This is a genomic window from Ruegeria sp. CDSA020, from assembly GCF_059612345.1.
Genome location: NZ_JBXWQK010000001.1, coordinates 357566 through 373384 on the forward strand (window position 1 = coordinate 357566; position 15819 = coordinate 373384).

The 15819-nt window shown below is 56.5% G+C and carries 14 protein-coding genes; 10 read left to right on the forward strand and 4 right to left on the reverse strand.

What is annotated here, in order from left to right:
• The first annotated feature begins 9 nt into the window (after positions 1-9).
• Together AC2FJW_RS01830 and AC2FJW_RS01835 are read left to right on the forward strand one after the other, a co-directional pair.
• Positions 10-1473 carry an ABC transporter permease gene (locus AC2FJW_RS01830; RefSeq protein WP_142634239.1) on the forward strand — a complete coding sequence of 488 codons (1464 nt, stop codon included), beginning with the start codon at positions 10-12 and terminating at the stop codon, positions 1471-1473.
• Positions 1474-1565: 92 nt separating this feature from the next.
• Complete coding sequence (locus AC2FJW_RS01835) at positions 1566-3653, forward strand: dipeptide ABC transporter ATP-binding protein (RefSeq protein ID WP_496749061.1); 2088 nt, start codon at positions 1566-1568, stop codon at positions 3651-3653.
• A gap of 141 nt (positions 3654-3794) precedes the next feature.
• Here the strand turns inward: AC2FJW_RS01835 and AC2FJW_RS01840 are convergent, their stop codons facing one another.
• The gene (locus tag AC2FJW_RS01840; protein ID WP_271946701.1) at positions 3795-4373 is read right to left on the reverse strand and encodes a lytic transglycosylase domain-containing protein; all 579 of its coding nucleotides are present in this window, start codon (positions 4371-4373) and stop codon (positions 3795-3797) included.
• A gap of 207 nt (positions 4374-4580) precedes the next feature.
• On the opposite strand from AC2FJW_RS01840, the gene ssb reads away from it, so the two are divergent.
• Positions 4581-5078 carry a single-stranded DNA-binding protein gene (ssb, locus tag AC2FJW_RS01845; RefSeq protein ID WP_142634245.1) on the forward strand — a complete coding sequence of 166 codons (498 nt, stop codon included), beginning with the start codon at positions 4581-4583 and terminating at the stop codon, positions 5076-5078.
• A gap of 18 nt (positions 5079-5096) precedes the next feature.
• Complete coding sequence (locus AC2FJW_RS01850) at positions 5097-6167, forward strand: site-2 protease family protein (protein WP_496749062.1); 1071 nt, start codon at positions 5097-5099, stop codon at positions 6165-6167.
• Positions 6168-6182: 15 nt separating this feature from the next.
• On the opposite strand, the gene aroB is transcribed toward AC2FJW_RS01850, so the two are convergent.
• A complete protein-coding gene (aroB, locus tag AC2FJW_RS01855) occupies positions 6183-7274 on the reverse strand; it encodes a 3-dehydroquinate synthase (RefSeq protein ID WP_496749063.1) in 1092 nt (363 codons plus the stop codon).
• Positions 7275-7862, reverse strand: a complete 588-nt coding sequence (locus tag AC2FJW_RS01860; RefSeq protein ID WP_496690677.1) for a shikimate kinase — start codon at positions 7860-7862, stop codon at positions 7275-7277.
• Between the two features lie 79 nt (positions 7863-7941).
• On the opposite strand from AC2FJW_RS01860, the gene AC2FJW_RS01865 reads away from it, so the two are divergent.
• From AC2FJW_RS01865 to AC2FJW_RS01890, 6 genes are all read left to right on the forward strand, one after another.
• Positions 7942-8091: a hypothetical protein gene (locus AC2FJW_RS01865; RefSeq protein ID WP_185956616.1), complete on the forward strand. Its 150-nt coding sequence runs from the start codon at positions 7942-7944 to the stop codon at positions 8089-8091.
• Positions 8081-9604, forward strand: a complete 1524-nt coding sequence (locus AC2FJW_RS01870; protein WP_496690678.1) for a hypothetical protein — start codon at positions 8081-8083, stop codon at positions 9602-9604. The genes AC2FJW_RS01865 and AC2FJW_RS01870 overlap by 11 nt, the downstream gene beginning before the upstream one ends.
• Before the next feature lie 2 nt (positions 9605-9606).
• Positions 9607-10560: a site-specific tyrosine recombinase XerD gene (locus AC2FJW_RS01875; RefSeq protein WP_496677775.1), complete on the forward strand. Its 954-nt coding sequence runs from the start codon at positions 9607-9609 to the stop codon at positions 10558-10560.
• A 63-nt stretch (positions 10561-10623) separates the two neighbouring features.
• Positions 10624-11931 (forward strand): HlyC/CorC family transporter, encoded by a 1308-nt coding sequence (locus tag AC2FJW_RS01880; protein WP_142634257.1) that lies wholly within the window; start codon positions 10624-10626, stop codon positions 11929-11931.
• 93 nt (positions 11932-12024) lie between these two features.
• The gene (locus tag AC2FJW_RS01885; RefSeq protein ID WP_496749064.1) at positions 12025-14442 is read left to right on the forward strand and encodes a GcvT family protein; all 2418 of its coding nucleotides are present in this window, start codon (positions 12025-12027) and stop codon (positions 14440-14442) included.
• Between the two features lie 31 nt (positions 14443-14473).
• Positions 14474-15073 carry a nucleotidyltransferase family protein gene (locus tag AC2FJW_RS01890; protein ID WP_496749065.1) on the forward strand — a complete coding sequence of 200 codons (600 nt, stop codon included), beginning with the start codon at positions 14474-14476 and terminating at the stop codon, positions 15071-15073.
• Positions 15074-15505: 432 nt separating this feature from the next.
• Here the strand turns inward: AC2FJW_RS01890 and AC2FJW_RS01895 are convergent, their stop codons facing one another.
• On the reverse strand, positions 15506-15775 hold the full coding sequence (locus tag AC2FJW_RS01895) for a hypothetical protein (protein ID WP_496749066.1): 270 nt from the start codon (positions 15773-15775) through the stop codon (positions 15506-15508).
• Positions 15776-15819 lie beyond the last annotated feature (44 nt).

Here is a 15819-nt window from a genome sequence, read left to right on the forward strand (position 1 = left end):
GGACAGAACATGGAACCACTTACCTGGACCGGCTCTATCGCCATTCTGAACCCCTTGCTGATGATCGCACTGGTTGCACTAGGGGTATCAATCATCGTCTGGATCTTGGGCAGCATCGTGTTGCCCGAAACGCCGGTCGTCGTGAATATCGACGGCACAATCAATGCAGATACCGGCCTGCGCGGCCTGACGCAGATCGCGCTAAGATACAGCTTTTTCGCCTGCGTTGCGCTGTGTCTGGCATATGTGGTGCTTGGCATTTTGATGGGGACAAGCGCCGGGATTATCGGAGCGATCTCTCGGCAGTTTTTACCTGTCTGGATGTCGCTGATCATCCTGTTTGCAATGTCGATCGCCTTCAAGCGCAAGCTGGGCCTTTACGGCAAACTGTTCGACAGCCCCATCGGCATGATCGGTTTTGGCCTTGTGATGTTCTGGGTCTTTACCGGCATTTTTGGTGCGTTGGACCTGATCGTCACGCATGATCCGCTGGCGCAAGTTTCAGGTATGAAGAACAAGTTGCCCGGAACTCCAATGCCCAGCACCGAGGACGGAACATATTCCTGGTATCTGCTGGGTGGGGACAATCTGGCCCGCGATGTGTTCAGCCGGATGGTCAAAGGGGCATGGATCGTGGTGCAGATCGCACCGATGGCAACCATATTTGCCTTCATGGTCGGGATTACTCTGGGCCTACCTGCGGGGTTTTATGGCGGACGTCTGGACACGTTCCTGTCCTTCCTGGCAAACCTGATCCTGGCCTTCCCGGTAATCCTGCTGTTCTATCTGCTGGTCACGCCCGAGATCGTGGCAACCGGTGTGCCGAACTATATGGCAGCTGTGTTGTTCGTCTTTCCGATCCTGTTTCTTTGCGTCCTGCTGAATTCGCGGTTCTATACGCGGCCCAATTTCCGCACACCTCTGCTGATCGGAGTGTTGGGCATCGCGATGTGGCTCTATCTATCTCTGATTTCAACAGACGGCTACATCATCGAAACCAACAGCTACAACATCTGGGGACTGCCCACCTATCTGGACCTGTTCAATATCCCCGGCGGCATTCTGGTCGTGTTCGTTTCGGTGGTTTTCGTAAACTCACCCACGGTATTCCGTATCGTGCGTGGCCTGGCGTTGGACATCAAAACCCGCGATTATGTTGCCGCAGCGCAAACCCGTGGTGAAGGTCCATGGTACATCATGCTTTGGGAAATCCTGCCCAATGCGCGCGGGCCGCTGATCGTCGATTTCTGTCTGCGCATTGGCTATACGACCATCCTTTTGGGAACCTTGGGATTCTTTGGCCTCGGGCTACCACCCGAAAGTCCCGATTGGGGGTCGACGATCAATGAAGGGCGCAAGCTCTTGTCGATCTATCTGCACCCTGCCCTGCCACCTGCGCTGGCGCTGTTGACACTGGTTCTTGGGTTGAACCTGTTGGCTGATGGCCTGCGCGAAGAAAGTCTGAAGGACTGATGTATGAGCGGCCGGGGGCCCTGCCCCCGGACCCCCGAGGTATATTTGGCCAGATGAAGGGGATCCCCGGGATCTGGTGAGGAGCAACACAGATGACCAAACTTGCGTCCTATGAGGGCCCGATATTGGAGATCGACAAGCTGTCGATTTCGTTTTTCACGCGGTTGCGCGAGATCCCTGCAGTGATGGATTTTTCGGTCAGCGTGCAGCCTGGTGAAGCTGTGGGGCTGGTTGGGGAATCGGGGTGCGGGAAATCCACCGTTGCGTTGGGCGTGATGCAGGATCTGGGCAAGAACGGGCGTGTTGTTGGCGGATCCATCAAGTTCAAGGGTCGTGACCTATCCGAGATGACGGCCGAAGAACTGCGCGATATTCGCGGCAATGAAATAGCCATGATCTATCAGGAACCTATGGCCAGCCTGAACCCCGCGATGAAGATCGGTCGGCAGCTGATGGAAGTACCGATGATCCACGAGGGCGTCAGCAAGGACGAGGCCTATGCCCGTGCGCTGGAAGTGGTCACCGATGTACGCCTGCCCGACCCTGAACGGATGCTGAATTCTTTCCCCCACCAGCTGTCGGGAGGCCAGCAACAGCGCATCGTGATCGCGATGGCGCTGATGTCCAAGCCATCGTTGCTGATCCTGGACGAGCCCACCACCGCGCTTGACGTGACCGTCGAGGCCGCGGTGGTCGAGCTGGTCAAGGATCTGGGCAAGAAATACGGCACCTCTATGCTGTTCATCAGCCACAATCTGGGGCTGGTGCTGGAAACCTGCGACCGGCTGTGCGTGATGTATTCCGGCGAAGCGGTCGAGCGCGGCTCGATCAAGGATGTGTTCGACGAAATGCAGCACCCCTATACGCAGGCGCTCTTCCGGTCGATTCCACTGCCGGGTGCGGACAAGAACGCGCGCCCGCTGGTGGCCATTCCGGGCAATTTCCCCCTGCCCCATGAGCGCCCTCCGGGCTGCAACTTTGGCCCACGCTGCGACTATTTCGAGGAAGGTCGCTGTGACGCGCAGAACATTCTGATGGAGGCCGTGCCAGGCAATGACCGGCATCATACCCGCTGTCTGAAATTTCAGGAGATCGACTGGAACGCGCCCATCACTCTGGCCGAGCAAAAGGAAAAAGGTGAGATTGGCCGCGTTGTTCTAAAGATGGAAAATCTCAAGAAATACTATGAGGTTGCGGCAAATGCACTGTTCGGCGGCGGCGAAGCGAAGGTAGTCAAAGCCAACGAAACGCTGAGCTTTGAGGCGCATGAATCCGAGACACTCGCCATAGTGGGCGAATCAGGCTGCGGCAAATCCACCTTTGCCAAAGTTCTTATGGGGTTGGAGACGGCCACGGACGGGCAGATCCTGCTGGACAACCGCAATATCCAGGACGTGCCCATCGAAGAGCGCGACGCCAAGACGGTGGGCGAGGTTCAGATGGTGTTCCAGAATCCATTCGACACATTGAATCCTTCGATGACCGTGGGCCGTCAGATCATCCGCGCTCTGGAAATCTTTGGCGTCGGTAAGTCCGAGGCCGAGCGCAAGAAGCGGATGCTCGAACTGTTGGACTTGGTGAAACTGCCCCGCGCCTTTGCCGAGCGGATGCCGCGACAGCTATCGGGTGGTCAGAAACAACGTGTAGGTATCGCCCGCGCCTTTGCCGGGGATGCGCGGATCGTGGTGGCGGATGAGCCGGTCTCGGCGCTGGATGTATCGGTGCAGGCGGCGGTAACCGACCTGCTGATGGAGATCCAACGCGAGCACAAAACCACACTGCTGTTCATCAGCCACGACCTGTCGATCGTGCGCTATCTCAGCGACCGGGTGATGGTGATGTATCTGGGCCATGTGGTCGAGCTGGGCACCACTGATCAAGTGTTTGCGCCGCCCTATCACCCCTATACAGAAGCCCTGCTGAGCGCGGTCCCCATCGCCGATACATCGGTCGAGAAGCAGCACATCGTCTTGGAAGGCGACATCCCATCAGCGATGAACCCGCCTCCTGGCTGTCCGTTTCAGACCCGCTGTCGCTGGAAATCCGAAGTCCCCAACGGTCTTTGCGAAAGAGATGTCCCACCCGTGAAAACCCTGGCAGACGGTCATCAGGTCAAATGCCATCTGGCAGACGACATCCTGGCACGTATGGAACCCGTCATAAAAATCGCCGCTGAGTAATGGGATTGGGTACGCAACAAGGGCGTCGGTAAGGTGGTTCCGGCGCCCTAATTAAGCGACACGACCTCGAGCAGCCAGTCACTGAACGCGCTGATTTGGCCAAGCCGCATCACCTGTTGATCCGGCAATTCATCGGGCGGCCTAACCGCCCCAAATCACCTTCACGTAATTCTGGGTTTCCTTGTAGGGTGGTACGCCACCGTGTTTTTCAACAGCCTGAGGTCCGGCATTATAGGCGGCCAGCGCAAGCCGCCAGGATTTGAACTTGCGGTATTGCCAGGACAAATACCGGGCCCCACCTTCAAGATTCTGTTTCGGGTCGCGCGGGTTCACGCCCAATAATTGCGCGGTCCCGGGCATCAACTGGGCCAGACCCAACGCGCCTTTATGTGACACGGCATGCGGATTCCATCCACTTTCCTGCTGAACAAGGCGCAGGAACAGCTCTTCGGGAACATCGTGTTTACGAGCCGCTTGCCGCGCCATCGTCAGGTACTCACCCCGATAGTTGCCGGAATATCGCTTACTGAATTGTGGTTGAGGCGTCTTAGGTTTCAACCGATCTGAATCGCGGTACTGGGTGGCCGCACGGCCGTCCAAATATTTGGATTGCTTCAGAAAGATGTCCTTACGGCTTTTGGTAGACAGCGTATCCGCCGCAGCGAGTCCACAGGTCAACGCAAAGCATAGAACCGATAAAAAACCAAATCTGAAACGCATTAATGCCTGTCCCGCACTGTCACGAACCCGAGTGAGTATATGTATTTCAGCCAATAATGAAAGCATGGTAAATTTTCTCTGTGCAAACTCCCGACCAGTTCATTTCTCATGATCCATGTTCCAACCATGGTTCAGGGCGTATAGGGTCTCAGAAATACACAGCGCCAGATTCGGGCGCACTCAAGTCAGTTAAGAACGGGGAAATACATGGCGGGTTCTGTCAACAAGGTCATTCTGGTGGGAAATCTGGGGCGCGATCCCGAGGTACGGTCGTTCCAGAACGGTGGCAAGGTCTGCAATCTGCGCATCGCCACTTCCGAGACCTGGAAAGACCGCAACACCGGCGAACGCCGCGAGCGGACAGAATGGCACTCGGTCGCGATTTTTTCAGAACCATTGGCCCGCATTGCCGAGCAATATCTGCGCAAGGGCAGCAAAGTTTATATCGAAGGTCAGCTGGAAACCCGCAAGTGGCAGGATCAGTCCGGTCAGGACCGCTATAGCACTGAGGTGGTTTTGCGCCCCTATCGCGGCGAGCTGACTTTGCTGGATGCGCGTGGAGAAGGCGGCGGCGGTGGCGGTGGTCAATCCGGCGGTTACGGTGGCGGCCAGGCAGGTGGTGGCTATGGTGACCCCTATGGCGGACAATCCAGCGCCCCGGCACCCGCATCTGGTGGAATAGACGACGACGAGATTCCGTTCTAGGCACACCGGAGACACATCATGACATGGTCCTTCTCGCTCGGCCGACTATTGGGGTCGGAACTGAAGGTCCATGTCACTTTTTTCCTCTTGTTGGCATGGGTTGGATTCGCTGCCTATTCTACCGGAGGGATGCAGGCCGCGATCGGGAACCTGATTTTCGTGCTTGCCCTTTTTGCATGTGTGGTCGCGCATGAGTTTGGTCATGCGCTGATGGCGCGGCGCTATGGCATAAAAACTCCGGACATTACTTTATTGCCGATCGGCGGTCTTGCCCGATTGGAACGGATGCCAGAGAACCCCATGCAAGAGGTATCGGTGGCTTTGGCCGGTCCTGCGGTAAACGTCGTCATCTGGATCACCCTCGTCTTTTTGGGCGCAGGAATGCCATTTGAAACACTCGCCAAAATTGATTCACCCGAGACCGGGCTTTTGAACCGCCTCGCCTATGTGAACCTTCTTCTGGCTGCCTTTAATCTCATCCCCGCATTCCCGATGGATGGTGGACGCGTTTTTCGCGCACTGCTCTGCCTGAGGATGGATCGGGTCAAGGCCACGCGCATTGCCGCATTTGCCGGTCAGATAGTGGCGGTAGGATTGGGGTTTCTGGGGCTAAGCACAGGCAATCCGTTGTTGGTTCTGATCGCGGTTTTTGTATTCGTTGCCGCCAATGCAGAAAGCCAGGACGTCGCAATGCGATCAGTGGCGCGTCAGGTTCTGGCCCGCGACGCCATGATCACCGAGTTTCACGCCCTATCGCCAACCGACACGCTTGCGACCGCCGCTCAAGCAGTTATTCACACCACTCAGCATGAATTTCCATTGTTGGATGCAACAGGGAAACTGCAGGGCTTTGTCACGCGCGACCGGCTGTTTGCTGCCCTCGCCAAAGATATTCCCCGGTCAGAATTGGCCAGTTCAATCATGGTTGAGGATATCCCGACAGTGACCCTGAGCAGCGGGTTGGAAGCGGTTCTGAAACAGTTCCACGGGGGTGCCCCCGCAGTTGCCGTCTGCACGCGGTCAGATCAAATGGTCGGCTATATTACCCGTGAAAATATTGGCGAGTTAATGATCATTCGCGGGCGTTGATCAACCCAGCGCGTCCTAGAGGACACTCAAAACCGCATCCCGCGGAACATCCGACGTGACAAATGCCTGCCCGATGCCTCGGGCCAGAATGAAACGCAGCTGGCCATCGATAACCTTCTTGTCCTGCGCCATCAGCTCGACCAGCGCTTCGGCGTCGGGCAAATCCCCGTGGATATCGGAAATGTCGGTTTTCATGCCCATCGCACGCAGATGTGCCCGAACCCGGCTTGGGTCCTCTTGCGAACATAAACCAAGTCGCGCCGACAGTTCGAATGCCAGTGCGCATCCAATCGCAACGCCTTCTCCATGCAGCAAACGATCAGAATACCCGGTCGCAGCCTCAAGCGCATGACAGAACGTATGCCCGAGATTCAGCAGGGCGCGATCCCCCTGTTCGGTCTCATCACGAGCGACGATGTCGGCTTTCATCTGAACGGATCGGGTGACGGCCCGAACCCGCGCGGCCATATCCCCGCCCGAGACATCGGGGCCATGGCCCTCGAGCCATTCAAAGAATGCCGCATCCCCCAACAGCCCGTATTTTACGACCTCACCATAACCGGACAGGAAATCCCTGTCGGTCATTGTGCCCAGAACCGAAGTATCCGCCAGCACCAGTGAGGGTTGATGAAATGCGCCAATCAGGTTCTTGCCCTGCGGTGCGTTGATCCCGGTTTTGCCGCCGACCGAACTGTCGACCTGCGCTAGCAGCGAAGTTGGTATCTGAACAAACCGTACGCCCCGGCGCAAAACGGCCGCGGCAAATCCTGCGAGATCACCTATAACCCCACCTCCGAACGCAACCACCACGTCACGCCGCTCGATTTTCTCGGCTAACAACCATTCGACCGCACGCTCAAAATGCGGCCAGCTTTTGGTGGCTTCGCCCGCGGGCAGCGCCAATGCGGACATTTCGATCCCTGCGCTGGCCAACCCATCCCGCAACGCGTCAAGATGCAGGCTCGCCACGTTTTCATCGGTCAGAACCGCTACTTTGGGTCGCGGCAGCAAAGGCGCTATGCGCTGACCGGCCTGCGTCAGCAGATCGGGGCCGATCTCAACATCATAGGACCGATCCCCAAGCTCAACATGTACGGTTTGGTGCATCTATTTCCGTTCCAAAACATCAGGTCGCGTCATCAGAGCTTTGACGACACGCTCTACCATATCTTCAATCGAGACATCCCCGTCGGACGAAACCGCCAGATCGGCGCGTTCATAGATCGGAACACGCTGATCGTACAATGCACGAAGGGTCGCAAACGGGTTTTCGGTGCGCAAAAGCGGGCGCGTATCCTTGTGGCGAACCCGGTTCCACAACACGTTCAAATCGGCGCGCAACCAGACCGACACGCCGCGTTGAGTGATCATGTCGCGGTTTTGTTCGGCCATAAAGGCGCCGCCGCCGGTAGAAAGGATACCTTTTTCCTCGACCAAAAGCCGCCCGATGACCTGACTTTCCTTGCTGCGAAAAAAGGCTTCGCCATCACGCTCGAATATCTCGGGGATGGTCATGTTGGCCGCTGATTCGATTTCAGCATCGCTATCGAGGAAAGGAACCCTCAACCGAGCGGCCAATGCGCGGCCTACGGCGGTCTTTCCGGCCCCCATCATACCTACAAGCACCACTGTTTTGTGCAGTGTATAGTCCGAAACGGCAGATGCCGCATGGGTGTTATGCTTAATTTCGCTCATTTCATCGTGAATGACGTGATCTTAGGAAAAATGCCAGTTATAACTTGGTCAAAAGAGAAAATTGAGGCAGCGTTTGACCATGGGCCGTCTGATCAAGTTCCTGATATATCTGATTTGCCTGTGTTTCATCGGGCTGGTGGGATATGTCTACCTGGGTGAGTTTTTTGGTGCAGATTTCTCTGCGCCGCAAAGCGAGGTCAGGGAGCCGGTAATACTGAATGTCGAATAAAGTGGCGGTGGTTGCACTGTTTCTTGCAGGAACAGCGCAGGCGCAGCAGGAACCCCTTTCTGTTATTGAATGGCTGGCCAATCCTCCGGAAAATCTTCCGGGGACGGTTTTGCTTGAGCCACCCGTGGCGCAGCCCGGCGGTCAGCCCGATGTTCTTGTGACCCCACTTCAGGCATTGTCACAACCCCTGGGCCTGGTTGCTTCGACTGTCACAGGATTGCCTGTCGACATGTGGCAGAACAGCGATCCCCAACGCCTGTCCGAACTGATCGAAAGCGTCCCGGTCAAGTATAACCCTGCAATGCAGCGTTTGCTGTTCACGTTGCTTTTAACCGAAGCTCGGGCACCGACGTCCAGTAAAGGGGAAGAGATTTTGCTTTTGGCGCGGCTCGACCGCCTCATGCATCTTGGCGCTGCAGACCCCACGCAATCATTGGTACAGCTGGCAGGCCCGACGAACAGTCTTGACCGATTTCAACGCTGGTTCGACGCCACCCTTCTGACCGGGGATGAAGATCGCAGTTGCACGGCGCTGATTGCTCAGCCGCATTTGTCACGGGACTATGCCGCTCAGATTTTCTGCAAGGCCCGGCGTGGGGATTGGGACTCGGCCGCTCTCACGCTTGAGGCAGCCCATGCCCTACAGGTTCTGGCACCACAAGAGCTGGAGGTTCTGGACAGGTTTCTAAGCCCCGAACTGTACGAAGATGCCGAGTATCTGCCGCAACCGGACGACCCGTCGCCCCTGATGTTCCGCTTGTTCGAAGCTATTGGCGAACGTTTGCCCTCGGCTGCTTTGCCTCGCGTCTTCGCAAATGCGGATCTGCGGGATGTTGCGGGCTGGAAGGCTCAGGTCGAAGCCGCAGAACGGTTGACCCGCGTTGGGGCGCTTACGCCAAATCAACTGCTGGGGCTCTATACAGAACGGTCTCCGGCTGCGTCTGGAGCCGTATGGGACCGGGTATCGTCGATACAGCGGTTCGAAAAAGCACTGGATTCTGGCAATTCGGCAAAGATCGCCAAAGCTCTGCCGGTGGTTTGGAACCAGATGCGCAATATCGGCCTGGAAGTGCCATTCGCTGAACTTTTCGCCGGGCGCCTCTCTCAGGTCAAACTACAGAAACCCGCGGCCGAGGATCTGCGGTGGCGCATTCTGTTGCTGTCAGATCTATATGAAACAGCGGCGTTGTCGGCTCCGGACAATTCTGAAGAAAGTCAGTTTCTGGCTGCGCTGGCTCAGGGTGATCCGGGGCGCGCGCCCTCCCCTTCGCCGCTGGCGGATGCCGTTGCAGAGGGGTTTGCATGGGCGGCGCCGGTGCCAACCGATATTGGCAACATGCTGGACGAAGGCCGCCTCGGTGAGGCGCTTCTGGAGACGATGGTCCTGTTTGCCCATGGATCGCGGGGAAATCTGGTCGACCTGACAGCTGCCATGGCAACCCTGCGCCGGGTCGGTCTAGAAGATACCGCGCGCCGCGCCGCGCTGAACCTGCTGATCCTGCAGGGCAAGTGATCATGACGTCTCCGGGCTCTGACGAAATCTGGATTTCGACCTTTCTGGAAGCACAGGCCGCCGAGTTAGGCGCTGCCCAAAATACGCTTGTTGCCTATGGCCGCGATCTCAAGGATTTTGCGGCCTGGCTGCGGCGCCGGAAAATTGGGTTTGCCGAGGCCGACGCCAAGCAGGTTGAGGATTACCTGATCAGTTGCGACGCACAGGGATTGGCTCAATCCACCCGCGCCCGCCGTTTGTCTGCCATAAAACAGATTTATCGGTTCGCATTCGAGGAAGGCTGGCGTTCGACAAACCCCGCGATCAAGATCAAAGGCCCAGGACGGCCAAAGCGGCTGCCGAAAACTCTGGATGTATCCGAGGTGGACCGGTTATTGGTTGCTGCGCGCGAAAGCGGGCGAAACAACATCGAAAAGCTGCGCAATACCTGCCTGATGGAAATCCTGTATGCCACCGGGATGCGTGTCACTGAACTGGTATCGTTGCCGGTGTCATCGGCGCGCGGCGATCCGAGGATGCTCTTGGTATTGGGAAAAGGCGGCAAAGAGCGGATGGTTCCACTGTCCCCTCCGGCTCGACAGGCGCTTTCGGCATGGTTGGCGGCTCGGGATGAGACTGAGGAAAAGCGTGTTACAAAGGGTGGGCAGAGTTCCCGATTTCTTTTTCCCTCACGTGGCAAGGCCGGGCATCTGACACGGCATATGTTCTATCATCTGATCAAGGAACTGGCGGTTCACGGTGGGGTTTCGCCCGAAAAGGTTACACCGCACACCTTGCGTCACGCTTTTGCGACACATCTTCTTGCCAACGGTGCCGATTTGCGATCGATCCAAACATTGCTTGGTCACGCGGATGTGGCGACCACAGAAATCTATACTCATGTCCTGGAAGAACGGCTGGCTGAACTGGTGTTGCAGCATCACCCATTAGCTAAAGATCCAGTTGAAAAGGGCTAACTCCTTGATCCAGTCAAGCCGCGCCCCCATAACAGACGCAGAAACACAAGCAGCTAAGGACCGATGGAACCCTCAACTTCTCTGATCGACGGCACATTCTGGCTTACGTCCGGTGCCATATTGCTATTGCTCTTCTTATCGGGGTTTTTCTCGGGTTCTGAAACGGCTCTGACGGCCTCGTCACGCGGCAAGCTGCGGGCGCAGGCGGACAAAGGGTCGCGCGGGGCGCAGAAGGCGCTGGACATCACCGACGACAACGAACGGCTGATCGGATCGGTTTTGCTGGGCAACAATCTGGTCAACATTCTTGCGGCCTCGTTGGCCACAGCGATGTTCACGCGCCTCTTTGGCGAAAGCGGCGTAGCATTGGCAACCCTGGTCATGACCTTGCTGGTTCTGATCTTTGCTGAAGTTTTGCCCAAGACCTATGCCATAACCAATTCGGAAAAAGCGGCATCCGCCGTTGCTCCGATCATCAGCGTGGTTGTCACCTTATTCTCACCGGTCGTTTCGGCCGTACGCCTATTGGTACGGGGAGTTTTACGCCTGTTCGGTGTACAGATCGACCCGGATAGCAACATTCTGGCCGTGCGCGACGAAATCGTTGGGGCCCTGCATCTGGGCCATTCCGAAGGCGTGGTCGAGAAGGAAGACCGTGACCGTATTCTGGGCGCCTTGGATCTGGGTGAACGTGCGGTTGAAGAGATCATGCTCCATCGTTCGAATATCGAGATGGTTGATGCGGATGACGCTCCCGAGGCGATCCTGAAACAATGCCTTGAAAGCCCCCATACACGCCTGCCTGTCTTTAGGGACGAACCAGAAAACATCGTTGGGGTTGTTCACGCCAAAGACCTGTTCCGCGCTATGTATGCTCATGCAGGAAGCAGCGAACGTGAAAACAACCGACTGAAAGAGTTCGATGTCTCAAAGGTAGCGAACGCCCCTTATTTTGTGCCTGAAACGACCACTCTGGACGATCAGATGCGGGAATTCCTGCGGATGCATAGCCATTTTGCGCTGGTGGTCGACGAATATGGTTCACTCAGGGGTCTAATCACGCTTGAAGATATCCTCGAAGAAATCGTCGGCGAGATTGCTGATGAGTTTGACATTGATGAGGACGTCCCGGTAACGCGAACCGAAGACGGCCAGTACCTTGTTGAAGGCGCCATGACGATCCGCGATGTAAACCGCGCAATGGAATGGTCTTTGCCCGACGAAGAGGCCAATACCGTGGCCGGTCTGGTCATCCACGAAGCGCAGATGATCCCGATCACGGGTCAGGTATTCTCGTTCCACGGTTTCAGATTCGAAGTCGTCGCGCGCGAAGGCAACAGGATCACAGAGCTGAAGATCCGTCCCCTCTGATCCTCTCGCCGCGACAGCCTATGTCGTGAACGGAACAGTATCCCTTGTACTGCGATTGCAGGCTTTGACTATATCGCAAGGGGAGTCTGTGACGTGAAGACAACAACTCAGGTAGCTGTAATCGGTGGCGGCGTTGTCGGGTGTTCGGTTCTTTATCACCTGACCAAGCTGGGCTGGTCGGATGTGATGCTGCTGGAGCGGTCCGAATTGACCAGTGGCTCGACCTGGCACGCGGCGGGTGGTTTCCACACATTGAACGGCGACACTAATATGGCCGCACTGCAAGGCTATACGATCCGGCTGTATAAAGAGCTGGAAGAGATCACCGGCATGTCCTGTGGCCTGCACCACGTTGGCGGCATAACGTTGGCCGACGACCGCGACCGGTTTGACATGCTCCTGGCCGAACGTGCCAAGCACCGCTTTATGGGGTTAGAGACCGAAATCGTAGGCCCTGAAGAGATAAGGAAAATCGCACCGATCACCAATACCGACGGCATCATCGGCGCGCTCTATGATCCGCTGGACGGGCATCTTGATCCGTCCGGAACCACCCATGCCTATGCCAAAGCGGCGCGGATGGGCGGCGCAACAATCGAAACCCATTGCATGGTGCACGAAACAAATCAGCGCGCCGATGGCACCTGGGATGTGGTCACCAACAAGGGCACGATTCATGCTGAACATGTGGTCAACGCTGGTGGGCTCTGGGCGCGCGAGGTTGGCGCCATGGCCGGTGTCTATTTCCCGCTGCATCCGATGGAACATCAGTACCTGGTCACCGACTCGATCCCCCAAATTGAGGCAATTATCGACGCAGGTGGCGAACATCCCCATGTCATGGATCCCGCCGGCGAAAGCTATCTGCGGCAAGAGGGACGCGGTCTGTGCATCGGCTTTTATGAACAAACCTGCAGGCCCTGGGCTGTCGACGGCACCTCGTGGGATTTCGGTCACGAGCTTCTTCCCGATGATTTCGATAAGATCACCGATAGTATTGAATTCGCCTATCGCCGCTTTCCTGTTCTGGCCGAGGCTGGTGTGAAATCGGTGATCCACGGGCCGTTTACCTTTGCACCGGACGGCAATCCTCTGGTCGGGCCGGTTCCGGGGTTGCGCAACTATTGGTCGGCCTGCGGCGTGATGGCCGGGTTCAGCCAGGGCGGCGGCGTTGGTCTGACACTGGCGCAATGGATGATTGAGGGTGAGCCAGAGCGCGACGTCTTTGCGATGGACGTGGCGCGGTTCGGGGATTGGATCAGCCCGGGCTATACCCGTCCAAAGGTCATCGAGAACTATCAGAAGCGGTTCAGCGTCTCTTATCCGAACGAGGAATTGCCGGCAGCCCGCCCAGCCCGCACAACGCCGATGTATGATATCTTTACCGATCTTGGTGCTGTGTGGGGTCAGCAATACGGGCTTGAGGTGCCCAATTACTTTGCCCAGGGGGATGAACCCGGCTATGAAACGCCCTCGTTCCGCCGATCCAACGCATTCGATGCCACCGGGCGCGAAGTTCGGGCCGTGCGATCAGGTGTTGGCATCAACGAAGTGCACAATTTTGGCAAATACCGCATTGTTGGACCTGCTGCCCGTGATTGGCTGGATCGGATCATGGCGGGCCGAATCCCGAAACCGGGCCGCGTGTCGCTAACCCCGATGCTATCACCAAAGGGCAAGCTGATCGGTGATTTTACCGTTTCCTGTCTTGATGAGACCGAGTTCCGCCTGACCGCCTCCTACGGCTCTCAGGCGTTTCACATGCGCTGGTTCCTGCAAAATGCGCAGAATGGCGTGACTGTCGAAAACATCAGCGATCGGCAGAACGGGTTCCAGATCGCAGGCCCAAAAGCCACGCAGGTTCTGGCGGCCTGCACCCGTGATGACCTGAGCGGATTTCGGTTCCTCGATCTGCGCCGTATGACCGTTGGGATGACCGACTGTATCGTCCAGCGCGTCAGCTATACCGGCGATTTGGGGTACGAGATTTACTGCGATCCCATGGCACAAAGGCAGTTGTGGTGGACCTTATGGCAGGCCGGGCAAGAACGCGGCATCGTTCCATTTGGCATGCGCGCGATGATGAACCTGCGTCTGGACAAGTTCTTTGGATCCTGGATGCGAGAATTCTCGCCTGACTACACAGCCGCGGAAACCGGTCTGGATCGGTTCATTTCCTTCTCTAAGAACGCCAATTTCATTGGCCGCGCAGCTGCCGAGGCTGAACGCGCCTCTGGCCCTGCCCGCCGACTGGTCGCGTTCGAGCTTGATGCCGAGGACGCTGATGTCAACGCGTATGAGCCGATATGGCTGGACGGAAAAGTCGCCGGGTTCTGCACTTCGGGTGGCTATTCACACTATGCAGGCAAGTCCATTGCCATGGGGTTTCTGCCAACAGACCGCGCTGTGGACGGGCTGGAAGTAGAAATCGAAATACTTGGCCAGTTGTGCAAGGCACGCGTGATCTCAGAACCGTTATTCGACGCCGAGGGCGCGCGTATGAGGGGATGACACTGCGTTCATACGTCTGCATTGTCGGCGCATGACGCAAATACCCATCATCCTTCTGGCCGCCGGACAATCCCGGCGTATGCGAGGCGCAGATAAGCTGCTGCAAGAGATTGATGGCTGCCCGCTGCTGCTCCGTTCCGCCCAGACAGCACGGGCCGCATCGTCGGTTATTGTTGCCCTGCCGTCCAAGCCTCATCCCAGGTACGACGTGTTGCAGGGGCTGGACCTGCATCTGGTCGAAATCGCAGATGCGGAGGAAGGTATGAATGCCAGCTTACGAGGGGCCCTGTCTGCTGTTGGGCCAGAGGCCGAAGCCGCCATGGTTCTGCTAGCTGACCTGCCTGAAATCACTCTGGATGACCTTCAGACGCTGATCAAGGCGACTAAGGCGTATCCGGATAAGCTGATCTGGCGCGGGTCGACGGCGTCAGGACAGCCTGGCCACCCTGTGATCTTCAGCCGTCTCCTGTTTGATCAGATCAGCCGCCTGACCGGAGACGAAGGCGCACAATCTGTGGTTCGGGACCATCGGGACAAGGTCCATCTGTGTGTGCTCCCCGGCCAACATGCCGTGCTGGATCTGGACACGCCCGAAGCATGGGATATCTGGGCAAAATATCGCAACAGTTAAAACGAGTACGGCCCGGTCAATGAAGACCGGGCCGGTTACCCAATTAAGGACTACCACTTTTCACTGATCCTGAAAGCGCGTCCAGAACACACTAGGCATTCCGAATATTCCGCAACCGAACCTAAACAAGACCCCCTCGTTAACATGCCGCTCAGCGCTTCCAGAGACTGTGACAAGCCGTTGGCACCCCCTAGTGCCGCCGACTTCCCTTCGCTTGGGCAAGACCATCGTCACCTATCAGATGCTCTCAAACAACGTAAAATTGGCCCAAACTTGCATTTTCTGATGTTTCAGTTTGGTTTTTACGCAACATCTCTCTCAATGCGTTTCTACTATAGGTTGTTCGTCCGAGAAAATCTAAAAGCGAGTACACTCCAATTTTCACAGACCATATATATAACATGTTCATAATATGATATGTTTCCGGCAAATTCAGCCTATGACACCAGATCCACTCACAACCAATGGCTGTGTCATAAATCCATCAATTTCTGAGAGCTCGCTTTGTTTATCAAACAGATTTAATTCAACTAAAATCATCATTTGACTGCCGAACAGGCAACAATCCACCGATTCTAACCTTATGATTCGGAAGATTTCCGCGAATCTTTGCCACCCGACGCCGGGATAGAGCCTCTCGTTTGTGGCAAAATTAAGATTTATTAACCAACCAATCAGGAAAGTCACAGACTGATGCAGCATCTCTTGATCCAAGGCGCGGCCAGTGTCGCGTGCTTCAATCAGGA